Origin of the sequence: Stenotrophomonas nitritireducens (assembly GCF_001700965.1) — a bacterium.
Taxonomy (GTDB): domain Bacteria; phylum Pseudomonadota; class Gammaproteobacteria; order Xanthomonadales; family Xanthomonadaceae; genus Stenotrophomonas; species Stenotrophomonas nitritireducens_A.
In genome coordinates this window covers 2,131,826-2,152,346 of record NZ_CP016756.1, presented here as the reverse complement: position 1 = coordinate 2,152,346, position 20,521 = coordinate 2,131,826, and the positions used below count along the sequence as shown (strand labels likewise).

Here is a 20,521-nt window from a genome sequence, read left to right as displayed (position 1 = left end):
CGTGATGCGGGGACGTAACTGGTTGTTGGCGATGATGCTGGGTGCCGCAGCGCCGTTGGCATGCGCGCAGGCGCAGCCCATGGATGCACGCGCGGCGGCAATGCAGGTGCAGGCCAGTTACCCGGGCATGATCGAGCTGGAGGTGGATGCCAGTGACCTGCAGCGCCGCATCCAGCGCGTGCACCAGCGCATTCCGGTGTCGGCCGGCGCGCTGACCCTGTGGTATCCGCAGTGGATCCCCGGCAACCACGCGCCTACCGGCCCGATCAACCAGATGGCCGGCCTGGTCATCCGTGGCAACGGCCAGGCACTGCAATGGACGCGTGATTCCGGCGATATGTACGCCTTCAAGCTGCAGGTGCCGGAAGGCGTGAGCATGCTCGATATCGAGTTCCAGTACCTGTCACCGACCGCGTCCGACCAGGGCCGCGTGGCGATGACGCCGAACATGCTCGACCTGCAATGGCACCGCGTGCTGTTGTACCCGGCCGGTTACGACGCGCGTGGCATCCAGATCAAACCCAGCCTGCGTCTGCCGGAAGGCTGGCAGAGCGGCACCGCCCTGGACGTCGCCCAGCACAGCGGTGGCACGGAGCAGTACAAGCCGGTGTCGCTGATGACCCTGATTGATTCACCGGTATTCGCGGGCCAGTACTTCAAGCGCTTCGCATTGGATGAAGCGTCCAAGCAACCGGTGTGGCTGGACGTGGTCGGCGAGAACCCGCAAGGCCTGCAAGCCGATGCCAAGGTGCTGGACGCACATCGCGCGCTGGTGCGTGAGGCCGATGCGGTGTTCGGTTCGCGACCGTATACGCGCTACAACTTCTTGTTGGCAGTGTCGGATGTATTCAGCGGCATCGGCCTGGAACATGCGCAGAGCAGCGAGAACGGCATGCACGACGGTTACCTGCGCGGTGAGCGCCCGTATACCGACAACGACCTGCTGCCGCACGAATACGCCCACGCGTGGATAGGCAAGGCCTGGCGCCCGCGCCCAACCTGGGTGCCGCATTACAACGCGCCAATGTTCAACGACGACCTGTGGATGTACGAAGGCCAGACCCAATACTGGGCAGTTGTACTGGCCGCACGTTCGGGCCTGTGGAAGCCGGACTACGCCATGGCGATGCTGGCCCAGCTACAGGCCAATTACGCCACCCAGCCCGGCCGCCAATGGCGTGACCTGCAGGACACCGTGCACCAGGGCATTCTTGATTTCAATTCCAAGCCGCAGGCCTGGGCCGATTGGCAGCGAGCGTTCGAGTTCTACAACGAAAGCACCTTGCTGTGGCTGGGCGTGGATGCGCGGCTGCGTAGTTTGTCCAAAGGCAAGGTAACGCTGGACGATTTCGCCAAGCGCTTCCATCAAGGCGGTAAGCAGGGCGACATCCGTCTATATGAGCGCGCCGACGTGATGCAGGGACTGGAAGCCGTGCAACCCGGCGATTGGGACGCCTTCATCGGCAGCCGCCTGGATGCACGCGATGGCAAGGCACCGGATGGTTTGGCTGCCGCCGGTTGGGAGCTGTACTACGACGAGCAACCGAACCTGGTGATTGCCGACGGCGAGGCAGATGGCGCAACGGACCTGCAGTACTCGCTGGGTTTGAAGGCGGGCAGTGATGGCGTGCTGCAGGCTGTTGGCTGGGACAGCCCGGCATTCAAGGCGGGCCTGGCCAAGGACGTGACGATTGTTGCGGTGAATGGCCTGGCTTACAGCGGTGGCCGGTTGAAGCAGGCAGTGAAGGATGGCAAACAGAACAGCACACCGATCGAGTTGATCGTGCGGCAGGCGGATAGTTTCCGCACGGTGCGCATCGATTACCGCGAGGGATTGCGGTATCCGCATCTGCGCCGGATTGAGGGGACGGCGGATTTGTTGACTCGGATTCTGGCGGCGCGGAGGTAAGGCCGCGTACGTGGAGCATGAATGTCCCCTCTCCCGCCAGCGGGAGAAGGTGCCCCGAAGGGGCGGATGAGGGGAGCTTCTAAGGAAAGAAGTACCTCCACAACAGCAACAGGAAGCCACAGTCCGGCGCCCAATAGTTCAACCCGCTACGCGAACAACCCCAACTTCAGAGTCTGGCACCATGAGAACAGTCGTACTGATCATGTTGATCCTGCTGTCACCTTGGGCGCACGCATCAAGGCCGATCCTGGAGGACGAACCACTGGCCTGCGTAAATGGCGGTACGCCCGCCAGAGCGGGAGATATGCACACAATATCCTTCAGCAATGGCTACGAAATGGATGTCCTGCGCCCGGGCACGCTTGCCTCCATGGTTGTTCTCAAATCGTCGGGGACATATAGCGCGACGTTCAAAGTTAACGGCTTGATCACCCAGACGATCGATTTCAGCTACAAAGGCTTTCCGGACACCAACGTCTGTTTCAGCTATGACAAATCCCAAGAAGCCTGGTCAATCAGCAGGACGGTGCGGGACATGTGTTACGCCTGCTCGCAGGAGAGGCGTGGCAACTGAAAATCTGTTCACGCAGGCGCCGTTTCGCGGTGCGGCATGTCAGCGGTTGAAGGTGTCTCTACTGGGCGAAAGAAAATGCATGGAATGAAGGTGTCGTTGATGCGGTGGACCTGTGAGCGATCTGCCAGTGACCAAGAGCACCGCCCTCAATCGATGCGGAATTTCATGCTTGCAGTAGATGCGCACTGCGATCACGGACTGGCCGACAAAGAAAAGTGCATCGGCATGTCGAGATTCACCGCTCTGGTTCGTCGAGTAGACACACACAGGAGAATTCCATGATCCAGAGCGCCTTCCATTCCGAGCATCACCACCGCCTCGATGTCCTGAACGGCACGTGGCAGACCACCATCACAGCACTGGAGCCTGACGGCAGCGAAGGGGAGACCTCCCGAGCGACCGATATCTACTCATGGCTGCCGAACGGCCACTTCCTGATGCATGAGGTGGATGCCATGATGGGGTCGCAGCGCGTGCAGTCGGTCGAGATCATCGGGGTCAACAGCATTTCCGGCGAGTTCTTCAGCCGAAGCTACGATCACGATGGCAACACGAATGATTTCGTATCCAGAATCGACGGGTGCAACTACACGAGTGACGGAAGGAGCCAACGATTCGTTGGACGCTTCAGCGATGATGGGTCCCGGTTGATGGGCGAGTGGACGCAATTGGATGGCGACCACTGGAAGCCATTCGTCAGGATCCTGCTTGAGAAGACGTTGTAAGAATCAGGGTCAAACCTATGTAGCTCATAGCAGATTCCGGAGCTCCGGAATTCGGGTTGCAGGGATTAAGTTCAGATTGATCGGGGTCGAACTTGTTGGATGACCATTCTGTTACCTGTGTACCGTCCTTTGACCATTGTTTCCCGCTTCATTTACTGGCTCGTCGGACTGTCTCAATAGCCGGTTGCGAGCCATAGCGGGCATTGGTACGGTCGAGACCGCCGCTGAGTCAGGTCACATGATAGCTTGTTCGCTGGACCTCGCCGCCCCAGGATCGAGCTGTACCAAAGTGGGTAGCACGCCATATGGTGCTTTGCGTACAGGCCGCATAACCGGATCCACCTGCCCTTCTATTAGGTAGCTTGCTTTCTGATGAGGTTTCCCCTTGTATCGAACCTGTTTATTGACTTTGCTACTTATCGTCGCCCCCGCTCAGGCGCAAGACAATCAACCCGAGGGACTCACCTCAACTGAGGAAAGGGCAAGCATTTCCGCCGCTGAATCTATCGGTGGAGTTTTGTTCGTCCACGATCGCGCAGCCGAGGTAGCAACTGATGCCTTACTGAAAATCAGAGGATTTCGGAAAGATCGACGTGTCGCAGGCTGGGTCACGGAAGAAAAAGAGGGAAATATCTCAGTCACGTTTGTGGGGTCACAAGACGCTCTGGTCACGAAGGCCCTGTACCGAGCAGTTGTTACTACTGGAGGCCTAATAGTTGGAGCGCCACTAGCTTTGGATATCCCGGAGGAGCTAACGGCGTACGAGGCAGCAGCGTTCACTGCTCGATCGGCAGCACTAGCCTCTGGGTTTTCGCCTTGCGCATCTACTTACAATACGGTTGTTCTGCCAGCGAATGACACGCCGCTGCGGGGTTGGCGTGTTTACCTCCTCCCAGGTACAACCAAACAAGGCGTGGTTCCGTTGGGCGGCACCTATCGCTTGGACATAGCATCTGATGGAAAGTCTGTGCTCGGCCAACGGGGCTTCACACGCACCTGCATCCAACTTGGATCAGGGCCACGTGTTGCGGCGATGATGGTCACGCACTTGCTTGACCCAGTGCCGACCGAGGCGCACGTGTTCTGGGCGCTATGGGCAGCCAAGCCAATGTACGTTTCTACCCCTGCCGGACTCTGGAAAATTGAGAGTGGCACAGTAGCGAGAGTGCAGGACGACGCTACAGAGCACTAACAATTCGTCAAGCCAACGCCGATTTCCGGCGCGGCTTCACTCGGACGAGTCGGGGCGCTGGTTGACGTCCGCTTCTGGCCGAAAGCAGACACCGGACATACGACTGTCCGTAATCCATTTGTCAGATGGGTACGGCAGAGAAGATCGTCCTTGAAGTCTGACTTTGACGCTTCATGCATCGAGCCCTTTGAGCACTCCTATGCTCAAAGGCAGAACGATTTACGGAAACTTCGCCCGGACGCCGCTGTTTGGCATTCATCTCGAAAGGCCTTCGATTGACTGCAGCCGCGTCTGGATGAATTCCAGCAACGCCCGAACCCGGGCAGTGACCGAATGACGGTGACTGTAGGCGCCAAGCAATTGCAGCGGCGCAGGGTCCAGATCCAGCTGTACTTCCTGCAGCCGCCCCGCAGCAAGATCTTCCTGGCATGGGTAGGCCGCTACGATTGCGAAGCCAAGGCCTTGACGCGCGCCCGCTACCGCAAGCTCCCCACTGTTGACGCGATAGCGGCTGCGCACAGGCACCTTCACGATGTCGCCCGCCGTGTCGAGAAACTGCCAGGGTTGCCCCTTCAGTGCACTCACGGTGGTAATACAAGGCAAGGACTTGAGTTCGCGCACTTGGCGTGGCATCCCGGTCTTGGCCAGTAGCGCGGGCGCCGCGACCACGATGCTGGGCAACGTCGCGAGTTCGCGCGTGATGAACGCACTGTCATCCTGGCGCCCGCGGTGGAAGACGATGGAGAGGTCCATGTCTTCCCGCAGCACTTCCAGGCCGGTTGGGCGTGTATCGCATTCCAGTTCAATGCCGGGATGGAGGCTGCAGAATTCGGCGAGGATGGGAGCCAGCAGCCTTGGTGCTTCGTTTGGCATGCACATTCGCAGAGGCCCCTTCAACTCGCGTTGTACTGCGCCGAGTTCGTCTTCGGTGGAGAGCAGCGCGTCCAGCAGCGGTTTCGCGCGTTCGTACAACAGCCTGCCGGCTTCCGTCATACGCAAGTGACGGGTGCTGCGTTCCAGCAAGCGAACTCCCAGCCTGCGTTCCAGCGAGGCGACGTAGCGACTGACGTTGGAGGACGGCACGGCCAGCAGGCGCGCCGCGCCGGAAAAGCTCTGCTCATCTACTACGGCCACGTAGACGCGGACGGTGTTCAGGTCGAGGGCGCTGCGCATGATTGTCCCGATTTGGGTATGAAAGTCGCTCACTTTCGCATGCTAGTTCCGGAATTTGGCAGGGTCTAGGATGCACTCCCGTCCGACGGATGCCCTTCAGTGGCGCGTCCGGGCGAATTCAACAAGAGTGCATCGGAATGGACATCGGAATACTGGGTGGCGGAATCGCAGGCTTGAGCGTTGCGCTCGCGTTGCACAGGCAGGGCCACACCCTCCGCGTATACGAACGCAGGGCCGGGCCGGCGACCATGGGAGCGGGTGTGACACTTTGGCCCAACGCCGGCTTTGTGCTGCAGGAACTAGGGTTGTTGGAGGATGTCGCGGCAGCGGGCGGGCGGCCAGTGTCAGTGCAGCGCAGGGACGCTGCGGGTGATTCGCTCGGAGGCCTGGATATCACGCTGCTGGACCAGATCATGGGATACCCGACCCACACGATCCTGCGTCGGGACCTGCAGGCGGTGCTGCTGGACCATGTGGCACGGGCGGGTATCCCGGTGGAGTTCGGACATCGCGTGGTAGCAGTTGACCTGGATGGCAGTGGCAGGGCCGTGGCGCGGTTTGAAAACGGGGAGCGGATCCGCCCAGATCTGCTTATTGGCGCCGATGGGCGCATGAACTCGGTGGCGCGCAGCTTCGTCGCAGGTGACAACCGCGCGATCTACCAAGGCTTTGTGAACTGGATCGGGGTTGCACAGGGGAACGATGCACTGGTGAACGACATCGGCATCCAGGACTACTGGGGTTCCGGCCATCGTTTTGGTTGCGTCGCGATCCGTACAGATCTGGTGTACTGGGCAGCCGCTCAGGCGCGGCCATTGCCTGGGAAGGAGCCCGCGACGGATCTGCATAAAGAAGTCATGGATCTGTTTGCAGGGTGGCCCGGTCCTGTCGCCCGCCTCATCGATGCCACGCCGTCGCACTCCATACAACAGATTGCCGTGCACGATCTGGAGCCGCTGAAGACATGGAGCCGGGCGAATGTGCTGTTGATCGGAGATGCGGCGCATGCGCCACTGCCGACCTCGGGACAGGGCGCTTGTCAGGCATTGGAAGACGCGTGGCATCTTGCGCGATGCCTGGATGGGGCCGGCGGTTGTTTGGACGAAGCACTGCTGCGCTTCGCATCGGTCCGCGGGCCAAAAACCACAAAGCTGGCAGAGCAGGGACGAATGTTCGCGCGCGGGCTTTTCACCACCGACCCAGAGGCCTGCCGTATTCGCGATGAGCGCGCCAAGGCGTCCGATCCGGTGCGCGATGCGCATGCGATGGCGGCAGGGTGGTCGCAGGGATTGCCGATGGCAGCGTGCACCGATCGGAGTCCAGCGAATGGCGCTGGCAGTTTGTATCGCCTATGAAGGGCAATCGTGGTCTGGTCGGCATATGGCAAGGGAGCGCGGAAGAAGCCTCCATATGATCGGAGCCTGATGATCGCTTCCACAGTGCGACCTGTTGCGGAGCGGAGCTGGCCAGGTCGCTCTTGGCAATGGAGTCTTGGACCGGGGAATCGGTACAGAGTGTCCGCTTTTGGCCGAAAGCGGCCACTCAAATTACGCGCATCTCTTTGGGGAATTTCTACGCGAAACAGCGTTGCTTCAGCCGGAGCGCGACGTTCACCAGGATGATCAGAACCGGCACTTCGATCAGAGGGCCAATGACGGCGGCGAATGCGACGGGCGAGCTGATGCCGAACGCAGCTACCGCCACCGCGATCGCAAGCTCAAAGTTGTTGCCGGCAGCTGTGAAAGCGATTGCAGTAGTGCGTGGATAGTCTTTGGCGATCAGTTTTCCCATGAAGAAGCTGACGGCGAACTGGACCAGGAAGTAGATCGCCAGCGGAACAGCGATCCGCAAAACATCCCACGGGAGTTTGACCACATCGCCACCCTTCATGGCGAACATCACCGTGATCGTAAACAACAGGGCGACCAGGGTTATCGGGCTGATGGCAGGCAGGAATGTCTGCTCATACCAATGAAGCCCCTTCGACCTGGTCAACGCCCGGCGCACCAGATACCCGGCAGCGAACGGGATGCCCAAGTAGATCAGGACGGCCTCGGCAACTGGCCAGAATCCAAGATTGAGTACGACTCCCTCCAACCCCAGCGCAGCCGGCAACCAGGAGAGAAAGAACCAGGCGTAGACGCTGAACAACGCGATCTGGAACAGTGAATTGAATGCGACCAATCCGGCGACGTATTGGTTGTCACCTTTTGCCAGCTGGTTCCAGACCAGCACCATCGCGATGCAGCGGGCTAGACCAATCAGAATGAGCCCGGTCATATACCCCGGTTGGTCGCGCAAAAAGATCACCGCCAAGGCAAACATCAACGCCGGGCCTATCAGCCAGTTCTGGATCAGCGACAGCGCCAGTACGCGCTTGTCCTTGAACACCACGCCCAGCTGCGCGTAGTCCACCTTGGCGAGCGGCGGGAACATCATCAGGATCAGGCCGATGGCGATTGGCACATTGGTGGTGCCGATGCTCAGCCCGTCTATCCGCTGCTGCAGCCCTGGAAAGGCGAAGCCCAGGCCCACGCCGACCGCCATTGCCAGGAAGATCCAGACCGTGAGGAAGCGATCAATGAATGACAGGCGCTCGGCAGGCGCCTCTGCCTTGTCCTTCATCAGCAGCGCGTCGGCGTGCCGCAGGTTTGATCGCCCGCGCAGCAGTTCTCGGTCAGGTAGTCGACCAGACTGGTCATCGCGTCGAAATTGGCGCGATAACAAACGGTGCGGCCGCGCTGCTCGGAAGTGACCAGGCCAGCGGCGGCCAGCTCCTTCAGGTGGAAGGAGAGGGTGGCGCCGGGAAGTGTCAGTGCCTGGGCGATCTCGCCTGCCAATTTGCCGCCGCGACCTGCCTCGACCAGCAGACGGTAGATCGACAGCCGCGTTCCATGACCAAGAGCGGCAAGTGCTTGCGTTGCGGACTTATGTTCCATAGATCTAGAATAATGGAAATGATTTCCAGGGACAACCCATGCTCGACCTCCCAAATATCCACGCCGGCTCCCTGCAACAACCTGCCCACTCCGCTCTGGACGTCATCAGCCCGAGCACGCACCGGCCGCGCATCCTTATCCTTTACGGCTCGCTCCGTCCGCAGTCCTATAGCCGCAAGCTGGCCCTGGAGGCGCAGCGCCTGCTGCAACACTTCGGTGCCGAAACCCGGTTGTTCGATCCGCATGAGCTGCCGATGCTGGACGCGGTGCCGGTCGATCACCCCAAGGTGCGCGAATTGCGCGAGGCCTCGCTGTGGTCCGAAGGCCAGGTCTGGATCAGCCCGGAACGGCACGGGACATTGACCGCTGTGCTGAAAAACCAGATCGACTGGCTGCCGCTGGAGGAGGCTGGCATTCGTCCCACCCAAGGCCGCACGCTCGCGGTGATGCAGGTCAGCGGGGGTTCGCAATCCTTCAATGTGGTGAACGCGTTGCGCGTGCTGGGGCGTTGGATGCGCATGGTCACCATCCCCAACCAGTCGTCGGTACCGAAGGCCTGGCAGGAGTTTGATGAACATGGCCGGATGAAGCCATCGGCGTACTACGACCGGGTCGTCGACGTGATGGAGGAACTGGTGAAGTTCACCCTGCTGGTCAGGGATCGCAGTGACTATCTGGTTGATCGCTACAGTGAGCGCAAGGGTGACGCCGCGGTGGCGGCTCTTGCGGCGGCCTCCGGCGCCAATTCTCCTCAAGCGGCCGCAGGAGCCGCAGCATGAAGGCAACCATCTACCACAACCCCAGCTGCGGAACCTCCAGGAACGTGCTGGCTCTGATCAGGCATGCCGGCATCGAGCCGATGATCGTCGACTATCTGACCGACACGCCATCCAAGGCGCGATTGGCTGAACTCATCAGTAAGGCTGGATTGACCGTGAGGGAAGCAATCCGCCAGAAAGGAACGCCCTACGCTGATCTCGGCCTGGACGATGCGGCGCTTACCGACGATCAGTTGATCGATGCCATGCTGGCGCATCCCATCCTGATCAACCGACCGTTCGTGGAAACGGACCTGGGTGTGCGGCTTGCTCGCCCGTCAGAGACCGTCCTTGCAATCCTGCCGGCGGTAGCCACTCCCTTCGTAAAGGAAGACGGCGAGGTGGTCATCGATGCGCACGGGAACAGAACCGCATCCTGATAGTCACTGCTAAGCGCAGCCGCTGCAGGGCAGGCGATGAAGACTTTCAAACAACTTCACTGAACGTCGCTGTCTCGTCCTTGCTGAAAGACGCTGCGCTGCCCCGACATCCTCCAACAACCCTGGTTCCTGCAGCACAAAGCCGGCGTTAGGCAAACGCGTCACACCCGCTCCCATGGTCGCCGGCACAGGTTGGCAGGCAAGCGCGGCGATTATTGGTGTCCACGGATTTCGAGATCCGCTGAAGCAATTTCAGCTCAGAAACAATCTGCAGCTTCAACGTAGACGCTGAAACTCAAGCCGCGCAATGCAACCCATAGGTTGCATTGCGCATCGGCAACCTATCCGTTGCCTGCTCAGGCCATCTGCACGATATGCAGCGCTTTCGGATTACGCCACGTCGCCAGCAAGGCTGCTTCGCGGGCCTTGGCTTCGTGCAGGTGCGCTTCCTTGACGTGGCCGTAGCCGCGGATGTGCTCGGGGATGCTGGCGATATCCACCGCCAGCGCCAGACGGTGTGCATCCAGGCCGCTGATCAGTTCCTGCAAGGTCTTCTCATAGTCAGCAATCAGCTGGCGTTCGCCGCGGCGTTCTTCGGTGTAACCAAACACGTCGAAGCGGCCGCCGCGCAGGCCCTTGAACCTGGCCAGCAGGCCGAAGGCCTTGAACATCCACGGGCCGTATTCCTTCTTCTGCAGCTGGCCTTGTTCGTCGCGCTTGGCGAACAGCGGCGGGGCCAGGTGGAAACGCACCTGGTAGTCGCCTTCGAACTGCTCGCCCACGCGCTTGATGAAGTCGCCGCTGGTGTACAGGCGGGCCACTTCGTATTCGTCCTTGTAGGCCATCAGCTTGAAGAAGTAGCGCGCGGTGGCTTCGCTCAATGCAGTGCTGCCGGGGATTGCCTGCTGCTCTGCCTTGCGCACCGTGTCCACCAGGGCGCGGTACCGGTTGGCGTAGGCGGCGTCCTGGTAGTCGGTGAGGAAGCTGCTGCGGCGGGCGATCAGCTCGTCCAGCGAGCGCGACAGGTGGGCGTCGTCGAGTGAGGCGAAGGCGGCTTCACCGCTGCTGCGGCTGGCGGCCGGCAGGCCACGCACGTCCGGCTCGTTGCCGGGGTTGCGCGGTGCCGACGGTGCGCCGGCTTCGCTGCCTTCCCACTCGCCCGGCGGCAGTTCGCGCAGTACGTGCGGCTTGCGCTCGGCATCGGTCGGCGCGTTGTGGACCAGGCCGGCGGCCTGCTGCACGGCCTGCGGATCGATCGCGGCCAGGCGGCCCCAGGCGAACGCAGTCTGGTTCATGGTCACGGCGGCGCCATTGAGCTCCACCGCGCGCATCAGCGATTCCAGCGACAACGGCACCAGGCCCTGCTGCCAGGCGAAGCCGAGGATGAACAGGTTGGAGGCAATCGCATCGCCGAGCAGCGCCGTGGCCAGCTGGGTGGCGTCGAGCAGGATCGGTTCGCGCCCGCCCAATGCCAGCTTCACCCCGGCAATGATGTCGGCGGCCGGGAACTGCATGTCCGGGTGGGTGGTGAAGGTGCCGGGCATCGCTTCATAGGTGTTCAACACCACCTGCGAGCGCTCGCCGCGCACCTTGGACAGCGCCCAGTAGTCGTTGACCACCACCATGTCGCAGCCCAGCACCAGGTCGGCTTCGCCGGCGGCGATGCGTACGGCGTGGATGTCGGCGGGGCTGTTGGCCAAGCGGATATGGGTGGTGACCGCGCCGCCCTTCTGCGCCAGACCGGTCTGGTCGAGCACGCTGGCGCCCTTGCCTTCGAGGTGGCCGGCCATGCCGAGCAGCGCGCCGATGGTGACCACGCCGGTGCCGCCGACGCCGGTGATCAGGATGTTCCAGGGCTGCGAGAAATCGGTGCGGAAAGTGGGCGCCGGCAGGTTGTCGAGCAGGCTGGCGGCGCTGCTCTTGCTGCCCTTGCGCAGCTGGCCGCCGTGCACGGTGACGAAGCTCGGGCAGAAGCCGGTGGTGCAGGAGAAATCCTTGTTGCAGTTGGACTGGTCGATGTCGCGCTTGCGCCCGAACTCGGTTTCCTTCGGCAGCACGGAAACGCAGAAACTCTTCTCGCCGCAGTCACCGCAGCCTTCGCAGACCAGCGAGTTGATCATGGTGCGCTTGGCCGGGTCGACGATCTTGCCGCGCTTGCGGCGGCGGCGCTTCTCGGTGGCGCAGGTCTGTTCGTAGATCAGGATGCTGGTGCCCTTCACCGTGCGCAGGTGCTGCTGCACGCTGTCCAGTTCGGCGCGGTCGTGGAATTCCACATCACTCGGGAACTCGTGGCGGCGCGACTTCCACTTCTGGATGTCGTCGGACAGCAGCACGATGGTGTACACGCCTTCCGAACGCATCTGGTGGGCGATCTGCGGCACGGTCAGGGTGCCGTCCACCGGCTGGCCGCCGGTCATCGCCACCGCATCGTTGTAGAGGATCTTGTAGGTGATGTTGACGCCAGCGGCGATGGCCTGGCGGATCGCCAGCGAGCCGCTGTGGAAATAGGTGCCGTCGCCGAGGTTCTGGAACACATGCTCGGTAGCGGTGAACGCGGCCTGGCCGGCCCAAGTGACGCCTTCGCCGCCCATGTGGGTGAAGGTGTCGGTGTCGCGGTCCATCCACGTCACCATGTAATGGCAGCCGATGCCGGCCAGCGCACGCGAGCCTTCCGGCACCTTGGTGGAGGTGTTGTGCGGGCAGCCGGAGCAGTAATGCGGCACGCGCGGGAACTGCGCGCGCGGCAAGGCCATTTCGGCTTCCTTGACGTCCATCCAGCGCAGGCGCTCTTCGATGGATTCGGTATTGAAGAAACGTTGAATGCGGCGACCGATCACACCGGCGATCGTGGCCGGGGTCAGCTCACCGGTGGATGGCAGGATCCATTCGCCCTGCTCGTCGTACTTGCCAACGATGGACGGGCGCGCGCCCCAGTTTGCCGGCCAGTTATAGAAGTATTCCTTCATCTGCCGCTCGATGAAGGCCTTCTTCTCCTCCACCACCACGATGTCTTCCAGGCCGCGGGAAAATTCACCGATGCCCTGCGGTTCCAGCGGCCACGTCATGCCCACCTTGTAGACGCGGATGCCGATATCGGCGCAGGCCTTTTCGTCCAGGCCCAGGTATTCCAGTGCCTGCAGCACGTCCAGGTAGCTCTTGCCGGTGGTGACGATACCCAGCCGCGCGCGCGGCGAATCCATCACCACCTTGTCGATGCCGTTGGCGCGGGCAAAGGCCTGCGCAGCCTTCACCGCATAACGGTGCAGGCGCATTTCCTGTTCCAGCGGCGGGTCCGGCCAGCGGATGTTGAGGCCGGCGGCCGGCATCTCGAAATCTTCCGGCAGGATGATCTGGCGGGCGAACGGGTTGACGTCCACCGAGGCCGAGGATTCCACCGTCTCGGCAATGGTCTTGAAGCCGATCCAGCGGCCGGTATAGCGGCTCATCGCCCAGCCGACCAGGCCCATGTCGAGGATGTCCTGCACGCCGGCCGGGTTCAGCACAGGCATCATCGCGCTGACGAACTCTTCTTCGCTGCCATGGGGCAGGGTGGAGCTGCGGCAGGCGTGGTCGTCGGCGGCCAGCGCCAGCACGCCACCGTGCTTCGAGGTGCCGGCGGCATTGGCGTGCTTGAACACATCACCGCAGCGGTCCACGCCCGGGCCCTTGCCGTACCACATGCCATACACGCCATCGACGTTGGCGCCGGGGAACAGGTTGGTCTGCTGCGTGCCCCAGACCATGGTGGCACCCAGGTCTTCGTTGAGGCCGGGGATGAACTTCACCTTGGCCGCTTCCAGGTGCTTGCGCGCGCGCCACAGCTCCAGGTCGAAGCCGCCCAGCGGCGAGCCACGGTAGCCGCTGATGAAGCCGCCGGTGTTCAGGCCGGCGGCGGCATCGCGCTGCTGCTGCATCAAGGGCAGACGTACCAGCGCCTGTACACCGCTCAGGTAGATGCGGCCATCGGTACGCGTGTACTTGTGCTCCAGTGTGTAATCGGAATCACGCACGCCGATCAGCGGATCGTTGGCGGAAGCGGGCGAGGTAAGTTCGGCGGTACTGGTCATGGCTGGCCCATTGCGGAAACGGCTGGCAGGCGCCGGCCGGCGGGGCCGGCGGCAGCCGCGGATTGTAGCAGTGGGGCTTTCATCACCCTGTAACCCTGTCGCGCGTAGCGCCGGGAGCGGTTAGGATCGGGGCCGGGTGGGGGATAACTGTTTTATGGGGGTTGTAGTCATGGGGGTTACAAGGCGCATGGTCGCCGGCGCGTTGCTGCTGGCGGGTCTGCTTGTTTCAAACGTGCAGGCGCAGAGCCTGCCGAAGATCAACGAGTTCTATTTCGACGAGGATGCCGCGGCCAAGCCGTTCATCGTCGTGGCGCCTGAACAGGCCGACGTGCTGGACCAGCTGATGAAGCTGCGCGAGCGCGGCCGCAAGGGCGTGGAAGCCACGGCCCAGTTGGCCAGCATCGCCTACCGCGACGGCCGTGACGAGCTGGGCCTGAAGCTGTACCAGGAGGCTTTGGCGTCAACTGCGGACAACTCGATGCAGGCGCGCAGCCTGCGCTGGAACCACGGTTGGGACCTGTATCGCCGGGGCGATGCGCAGGACGCCCTGAACCACTGGACCAAGGTTGCAGAGGGTACGCGCGGCAATCCATCGTGGGTGCCGCCGACGCTGGCGCTGGCCCTGTGGAGCCTGGACCGCAAGGACGAGGCGGTGGCCTGGTATGCGGCCGCCGTGCGCACCGAGCCGGGCCAATGGACCACGGCGGCGGCCTATCCGCAGCTGTTGCCGTTGTGGACCGATGCCGAACGCACGCAGCTGGCCCAGGTGCAGCAGGCATGGGCGGCCAATCCGCCGGCATGGCCGTAAGGCCAAGGTCGCACTGCCGTACCCGCAGCACAGGCGGGTACGGCGACAGGAGGTTTTGAGCCGGCGCTGATTCCCCCTGCGGGGCCGCGCGGCGCAAGCTTGCATCATGGCACTCGACGCATTCGCACTGATCCTGACCATGCTCGCACTGGGCATGCTGTTCGCACGCTTACGGGTGTTCCCGGACAATGCGGCGGACGTGCTCAACAAGGTGGTGCTGTACATCTGCCAGCCGGCAGCGGTGCTGACCTATGTGCCGCGCTTGCAGCTGGATGTCTCTCTGCTTGGCATCATGCTCACGCCGTGGCTGCTGATGCTGTTGACGCTGGCACTGGTGAGCTTGGCCACGCGCGTGTTCGGGTTCGAACGGCAGGTGCACGCGGTGCTGCTGTTGTGTGTGGCGTTGTGCAATTCCAGCTTCATCGGTTACCCGATGGTGCGCGCGCTGCTGGGTGACCATGCCCTGCCGTATGCGGTGGTCTACGACCAGTTCGGCACCTTCGTGATGCTGTCCACGTTCGGCCTGTACGTGCTTGCACGTTACAGCGGCGACACGCCGCCCAGCACCGGCCAGATCCTGTTGCGCATTGCCCGCTTCCCGCCGCTGTGGGCACTGATCTTCGCCTTGCTGGTGATGCCGGCAACCCCGCCCAGCTGGATTGCCGGCGCGCTGAAGAATGTATCCGACGCCATGCTGCCGCTGGTGATGCTGGCGGTGGGCCTGACCATCCAGCTGCGGCTGTCGCGCGCCGAACTGGCACCGCTGGGCATCGGCCTGCTGCTGAAGCTGGTCGTGCTGCCGGCGGCAGCACTGCCCTTGTCATGGGCGTTCGGCCTGCAGGGCGAGATGCTGCGGGTCAACGTGCTGGAAACCGCGATGCCGACGATGATCACCGCCGCCGCCCTGGCCATCTCGCACCGGTTGGCGCCGCGATTGGCAGCAGCGATGGTGGGTTATGGCATTGTGTTGTCGCTGGTGACCTTGCCAGCCTGGGTCTGGGTACTGGGTCGGGTGGGTTGAGCCGGCGTCATAGTGCGCAGATGGATGAAAGGAGAGGGCTATGCGTAGACAAGGAATGTGGATGCTGCTGTTGTTGGCGGTGACCGCAACGGTGAACGCACAGTCACCTGCAGACGAACAGGATGGCATTGCTCCTGAAGCACTGCTGGTACAGGTACAGGCACAGAATCAGGCGCGGATGGAACAGGCGCGCAAGCTGGCAAGCACTGGCGAACCGCTCAAGTTGTATGCTGCTGCCGGGCTGGCGCCGCTTTCGCTGGATCTACAGAACGGCCAGCTCAAGGCTGAGCCGCAAGCGCAGGCATGGTTGCTGGAGGCCATTGCCAAAGGCAGCAATGAGCCCTTGATCGCCGCCACGGCCGTGCGTCGTTGCCTTGATGGTGGCGACTGCGCCGTGGAAAAAGCAGTGCTGACTTTGCAGAGCGAGCAGACCGCCGATGCGCAACTGTTGTTGATGCGGTGGGCGCAGCAGCGCGGGGACCAGGCCGGCGCCGAAAAGGCCAGGCAGGCTGCGTTGAATGCGCCGCGCTACGGTGATCAGCTGCGTTTGATCATTCGGCTTCTGGATGAGGCGACTGCGGACATGCCATGGCCTGTGGTCCAGCAAGAGCGGGCGGCGCAGTGGGAGCAGGCCAATAATGGTCGTTATGCGGAACAGGAGCGCGTGATAACGCTTTTCAGCATCGCGCTGGGGATGTGGCAGCCGGAGTTGAAAGCGGCATTGGCGCTCTGTCCAGCGGATGAATCCGACATCCATCAGCGTCAGCAATGCCGCAACCTGCTGCAGCGAATGGTGGACAGCGACACGATGATCATCGCCAAGGCCGGTGCGCAACGGCTGGCACGGATCGAGGCGCAATCTGAAAGCGTCCGTAATTCAGCTGAATATCTTCGGCAGTTGGATTGGTTGTTCTTTCGTAGCGCCCAGCTGTTGAACAACAATGACCCCGCGCAGAAAGCATCGACTGTGGAGCCGCAGGTATATATGCGCTGGTTTGGTGAGGAGGGCGAGATCCCGGCAATGCGCAGATTGCTGCAACACCGTGGTGAGCCCGTGCTGCCGCCAGCTGGGTGGGTAGCGCCGCCAGTGACGCCAACCCGCTGACATCAAGCGCAACGCGTGGCCCCTTAGCCGGGAGCTGCGAGACGCTTGTGGGAGCGGCGTAAGCCGCGAAGCTGACCTAGTTGAAAGCCTAGGCAGCTGCGCCATCTGATGCAGTGCGAGCTTCGCGGCTGACGCCGCTCCCACAAAGAGCGGGTCCACTCGCCGTCGATGTAGGCCGGGTGCGTTGCGTTTATCGGGGAAATGGGCTGCTTGTAGGAGCGGCGTGAGCCGCGAAGCTGACCTTGTTGAAAACCTGGGCAGCTGTGCCATCTGATGCAGGGCGCGCTTCGCGGCTTACGCCGCTCCTACAAAGAGCGGGTCTTCTTGCCGTCGATGTAGGCTGGGTGCGCTGTGCTTACCCGGGCTGCGTGCTGGACATTATGAGTAAAGCCTCTGCCGAGCATGGCTCGGCACTACGTTTTGGCTTTTCACTTGCGCGTGCCGAACGACACAAGTGCTTAGGCTCTTTGCCCGGCCTCAATCCGCCGGCACGGTGCGCTCGTGCGCCCAGTGGCGCAGGGATTGCACCTGCTCGGCCATCAATACCGATAGCGGCTTGGTGTTGCGGATCTCGGCCATCAGCAGCTCGGTGTCCAGCGGCTTCTGCTCGGCGTGGGCGGCGTACAGGCCGGCGACCACGGCCTGCTCGATCTCGGCGCCGGAGAACCCATCGCTGGCCGCTGCCAACGCCGGCAGCGCGAACAGATCCGGCTGCAGCTGGCGGCGTGCCAGGTGCAGGTGCAGCAGTTCGACGCGGGTATCGGGCGAGGGCAGGTCGACGAAGAAGATCTCGTCGAAGCGGCCCTTGCGCAGCAGTTCGGCCGGCAGTTCCTGCACCTGGTTGGCGGTGGCGACGATGAAAACCGGCGCCTTGCGTTCGGCCATCCAGGTCAACAGGTAACCGAGCACGCGGCGCGACACGCCACCGTCCTCGCCGCTGCTGGCCAGGCCTTTCTCCACCTCGTCTATCCACAGCACGCAGGGCGCCAGCTGCTCGGCCGAGGCCAGCGCATCGCGCAGGTTCTTCTCGGTCTCGCCGTGGTACTTGTTGTAAAGCGTGCCGAAATCCAGCCGCAGCAACGGCACGCCGAAACCGGCGGCGGTAGCCTTGGCCAACATGGATTTGCCGCAGCCCTGCACGCCCAGCAGCAGCATGCCCTTGGGCGGGTCCAGCCCGGGCGGGGCATTGCCGGAGACAAAGACCGCGCGGCGCTGCTCGATCCAGCGCTTGAGCCGGCGCGCGCCGGCCACGTCGCTGAAACGGGCCGAGTCGTATTCGTAATGCAGGTGGCCACTGCGGTTGAGCAGCTCGAACTTGAGCTTGGCCAGCTGCGGCAGGTCATCGGCCTGCAGCGCGCCGTCGGCATAGATCAGCTGGCGGGCGATGCGGCGGGCGTCGGTCATGCTCAGCCCGCGCAGGTTGCGCAGGATCTGCTGCACGGCCTCCTGGTCCACTTCCACGCGCCGCCCGCCGTTCTCCTGGGCATAGCTGGCCGCTTCCTCGCGCAGCATCTTCAGCAGCGCGTTGGCATCGGGCAGGCGCGGGTTGAAGCGGGTCGCCAGCGCTTCCAGCTCGGCCGGCAGCTCCACCTTGGTGCCCACCAGCACCACCACGTGGGGCTGGCTGTGGCGGCGCTGGATGATGTCGCGCAGCAGCCGCTGGTGGCTGGCATAGCCCAGGTAGGGGTGGAAATCGAGCAGCAGGTAGATGCCGCGCTGGTCGGCCTCCTGGATCATCCGCAGCGCCGCGCTGGCATCGGGTGGGCCGACCGCCTCGTCTTCGCGGTCCATGTCGATGCGGCGCAGGCCCTCGGTGATCGACCAACGGTAAAGGGACCGCCACACATGCATCAACGCCTCGCGGAACAGGCCCACGATGCGGGTCTCGTCCTGGGTTTCGATGACGATCAGCGGGGTGTTGGCGCGGATCAGTGCGGTCAGGTCCTGCAGCTCGCTCATGGTGGTTCCAATGCCGGGGGCGACACGATAGCAAGCCCGGGGCCATGCCGGGGCGGCTTCCTCACCCGGTGACTACCTTTGGTAACGCGGGCCGGTGTACGCTGCTGGCAAGTCCCGCGAAAACGAGGCGTGCATGAAGACGATCCTGGTAGCCGGCTCCAAGGGCGGTGTCGGCAAGACCACCATCGCCACCCATCTGGCCGCACACTCGGCCTTGGCCGGCAAGGCAACGGTGATCGCCGATGCCGACCCGCAGGGTTCCAGCACCCGCTGGGCCCAGCGCCGCTCCAGCCTGGAGAGCGCCGTGCTGCCGGTGGATGTGCACCGCAAGAAGAACTGGGAGAAGCTCATCCCCGACGGTGCCGAGCAGGTCATCATCGATGCCCCGGCCGGTGCCTATGGCGAGGACCTGGAGCGCTTCATCGATACCGCCGATGCGGTGGTGGTGCCGGTATTGCCCTCGGCGCTGGATATCGAGGCCATCGTCGGCTTCCTCAACAGCCTGGCCAAGATCAAGCGAATCCACTCGCGCGCCGTGCCGGTGGGGCTGGTGCTCAACCGCACCAAGCCGTGGACACAGACCTCGCAACAGGCCCGGCAGATGCTGGCCGAGTGGCCGTACGAGGTGGTCGCGCAGCTGCGCGACAGCCAGAGTTATGTGGTGATGGTCGGGCTCGGGCGCAGCCTGTTCGACTATCACTCTGCACAGGTACGCGAGCACCAGCAGGACTGGGAGCCGCTGCTCAAGTGGTTGAACAAGGTCTGACAGGAGTACTACCCGACCATGCGTGAATTGATCCTGCTGCGACATGCCCATGCCGAACCGGCGGCCGATGGCCAAGCCGATATCGACCGGCCCCTCTCACCGCATGGCCTGGCCGAGGCCGAAGCCGCCGGCCGTTGGCTACAGGAGCACAAGCTGGTGCCGGACCGGGTGCTGTGCTCGCCCGCGCGGCGCACCCGGGAAACTTTGGAGGCGGTGCTGGAGCGTACCGGCTACGTCGAACAACGCCTGGAAGAGCGCATCTACGATGCCGTGCCGGGCACCCTGGCGGCCCTGCTGGACGAACACAACGAGGTGGAGCGCCTGCTGGTGGTGGGCCACAACCCGGGGCTGGAACAACTGGTGGCGCTGATGCACAGCGGCCAGACCGGCGACTACCGCGGCATGCCGCCGGCATCGGTGGCGGTGTTGTCGCTGCCGATGGAGGCGTCGATCGAACCGGGCATCGCCAAGTTGACCGCATTCTGGTGGCCTTGAGTCCATGGCGGCGGCGCGGTCCGGGCTGCTGCTGCTCCTGTTGATGCTGGCTGGCTCGGCCCTTGCGGCCGAGCCATTGCATTTCGACACGGCGCACTCCCGTTTTGGGTTTGAAATACGTACCCGCTTCGGTCAGAAGGTGGAGGGTGTCTTTCCGCGCTTCGAAGGCTGGATCACGGTGCTGCCCGACGGTCGCCACCAGGTGCGGCTGCGTATGTACAGCGAATACGTGGAAATCCCGGACCGGCCGCGCTACACCGGCTGGATCCGCGGCGAGGACTTTTTTGACGCGGCCCGTTACCCGGTGGTGGAGTTCGATTCGGATCCCTACCCGCCGCAGCTGACCCAGACCGGCGGCGATCTGCAGGGCCGATTGTCGATCCGAGGTATCAGCCGGCCCGAAGTGATGCGTCTGGCAAAGCCTGAATGCGCCCGGCCCGGCTATGATTGCGACCTCGTCAGCCGCGGCGTCATCCTGCGCGGCCGTTATGGCATGGACAGCTGGCAGATGGCCCTGAGTGATCGAGTGATATTCGTACTGCGTACACGCCTGGTTGGCGCCCCCAAAACGTGAAACCTGTTATCCGTCT

Annotated in this window: 17 protein-coding genes; 12 read left to right on the top strand and 5 right to left on the bottom strand. The window is 62.9% G+C overall.

The features are described from left to right. Positions 1 to 4 precede the first annotated feature (4 nt). The 3 genes from BCV67_RS09155 (at position 5) to BCV67_RS09145 (ending at position 3,208) form a co-directional block, all read left to right on the top strand. Positions 5 to 1,909, top strand: coding sequence for a M61 family metallopeptidase (locus tag BCV67_RS09155; RefSeq protein ID WP_065868097.1), 1,905 nt, complete (start codon positions 5 to 7; stop codon positions 1,907 to 1,909). A 202-nt stretch (positions 1,910 to 2,111) separates the two neighbouring features. After that, a complete protein-coding gene (locus tag BCV67_RS09150) occupies positions 2,112 to 2,483 on the top strand; it encodes a hypothetical protein (protein ID WP_156455915.1) in 372 nt (123 codons plus the stop codon). 278 nt (positions 2,484 to 2,761) lie between these two features. Next, positions 2,762 to 3,208 carry a DUF1579 family protein gene (locus tag BCV67_RS09145; protein ID WP_062170989.1) on the top strand — a complete coding sequence of 149 codons (447 nt, stop codon included), beginning with the start codon at positions 2,762 to 2,764 and terminating at the stop codon, positions 3,206 to 3,208. A 1,447-nt stretch (positions 3,209 to 4,655) separates the two neighbouring features. Here the strand turns inward: BCV67_RS09145 and BCV67_RS09140 are convergent. Then, positions 4,656 to 5,573: a LysR family transcriptional regulator gene (locus BCV67_RS09140; protein ID WP_062170991.1), complete on the bottom strand. Its 918-nt coding sequence runs from the start codon at positions 5,571 to 5,573 to the stop codon at positions 4,656 to 4,658. Positions 5,574 to 5,710: 137 nt separating this feature from the next. Between BCV67_RS09140 and BCV67_RS09135 the strand changes: the two genes are divergently transcribed. Beyond that, on the top strand, positions 5,711 to 6,928 hold the full coding sequence (locus BCV67_RS09135) for an FAD-dependent monooxygenase (RefSeq protein ID WP_062172011.1): 1,218 nt from the start codon (positions 5,711 to 5,713) through the stop codon (positions 6,926 to 6,928). A gap of 217 nt (positions 6,929 to 7,145) precedes the next feature. Here the strand turns inward: BCV67_RS09135 and arsB are convergent, their stop codons facing one another. Next, positions 7,146 to 8,198: an ACR3 family arsenite efflux transporter gene (arsB, locus tag BCV67_RS09130; protein ID WP_062170993.1), complete on the bottom strand. Its 1,053-nt coding sequence runs from the start codon at positions 8,196 to 8,198 to the stop codon at positions 7,146 to 7,148. Continuing rightward, entirely contained in the window at positions 8,198 to 8,512 is a 315-nt protein-coding gene (locus BCV67_RS09125) for an ArsR/SmtB family transcription factor (protein ID WP_062170994.1), read from the bottom strand. The genes arsB and BCV67_RS09125 overlap by 1 nt, the downstream gene beginning before the upstream one ends. 38 nt (positions 8,513 to 8,550) lie before the next feature. On the opposite strand from BCV67_RS09125, the gene arsH reads away from it, so the two are divergent. Beyond that, the gene (gene arsH, locus BCV67_RS09120) at positions 8,551 to 9,291 is read left to right on the top strand and encodes an arsenical resistance protein ArsH (RefSeq protein ID WP_062170997.1); all 741 of its coding nucleotides are present in this window, start codon (positions 8,551 to 8,553) and stop codon (positions 9,289 to 9,291) included. Beyond that, on the top strand, positions 9,288 to 9,710 hold the full coding sequence (gene arsC, locus BCV67_RS09115; protein WP_062170999.1) for an arsenate reductase (glutaredoxin): 423 nt from the start codon (positions 9,288 to 9,290) through the stop codon (positions 9,708 to 9,710). Before arsH ends, arsC begins: the two co-directional genes overlap by 4 nt. 356 nt (positions 9,711 to 10,066) lie before the next feature. On the opposite strand, the gene BCV67_RS09110 is transcribed toward arsC, so the two are convergent. Next, positions 10,067 to 13,777, bottom strand: a complete 3,711-nt coding sequence (locus BCV67_RS09110; RefSeq protein WP_062171001.1) for an indolepyruvate ferredoxin oxidoreductase family protein — start codon at positions 13,775 to 13,777, stop codon at positions 10,067 to 10,069. 169 nt (positions 13,778 to 13,946) lie between these two features. Between BCV67_RS09110 and BCV67_RS09105 the strand changes: the two genes are divergently transcribed. From BCV67_RS09105 to BCV67_RS09095, 3 genes are all read left to right on the top strand, one after another. Next, positions 13,947 to 14,585, top strand: coding sequence for a tetratricopeptide repeat protein (locus BCV67_RS09105; protein ID WP_062171003.1), 639 nt, complete (start codon positions 13,947 to 13,949; stop codon positions 14,583 to 14,585). A gap of 106 nt (positions 14,586 to 14,691) precedes the next feature. Continuing rightward, positions 14,692 to 15,606 carry an AEC family transporter gene (locus tag BCV67_RS09100; protein WP_062171005.1) on the top strand — a complete coding sequence of 305 codons (915 nt, stop codon included), beginning with the start codon at positions 14,692 to 14,694 and terminating at the stop codon, positions 15,604 to 15,606. Positions 15,607 to 15,646: 40 nt separating this feature from the next. Then, positions 15,647 to 16,711, top strand: a complete 1,065-nt coding sequence (locus BCV67_RS09095; RefSeq protein ID WP_156455916.1) for a hypothetical protein — start codon at positions 15,647 to 15,649, stop codon at positions 16,709 to 16,711. Between the two features lie 477 nt (positions 16,712 to 17,188). Here the strand turns inward: BCV67_RS09095 and BCV67_RS09090 are convergent, their stop codons facing one another. Then, positions 17,189 to 18,670, bottom strand: coding sequence for an AAA family ATPase (locus tag BCV67_RS09090; RefSeq protein WP_062171009.1), 1,482 nt, complete (start codon positions 18,668 to 18,670; stop codon positions 17,189 to 17,191). A 133-nt stretch (positions 18,671 to 18,803) separates the two neighbouring features. Here BCV67_RS09090 and BCV67_RS09085 point away from each other — a divergent pair, with 133 nt between their 5' ends. The 3 genes from BCV67_RS09085 to BCV67_RS09075 are packed head-to-tail and all read left to right on the top strand — an operon-like array spanning position 18,804 to position 20,505. Beyond that, entirely contained in the window at positions 18,804 to 19,436 is a 633-nt protein-coding gene (locus BCV67_RS09085; protein ID WP_062172013.1) for a ParA family protein, read from the top strand. An 18-nt stretch (positions 19,437 to 19,454) separates the two neighbouring features. After that, positions 19,455 to 19,931, top strand: a complete 477-nt coding sequence (locus tag BCV67_RS09080; protein ID WP_062171011.1) for a SixA phosphatase family protein — start codon at positions 19,455 to 19,457, stop codon at positions 19,929 to 19,931. 4 nt (positions 19,932 to 19,935) lie between these two features. Further along, positions 19,936 to 20,505, top strand: coding sequence for a YceI family protein (locus BCV67_RS09075; protein WP_062171013.1), 570 nt, complete (start codon positions 19,936 to 19,938; stop codon positions 20,503 to 20,505). Positions 20,506 to 20,521: the final 16 nt, after the last annotated feature.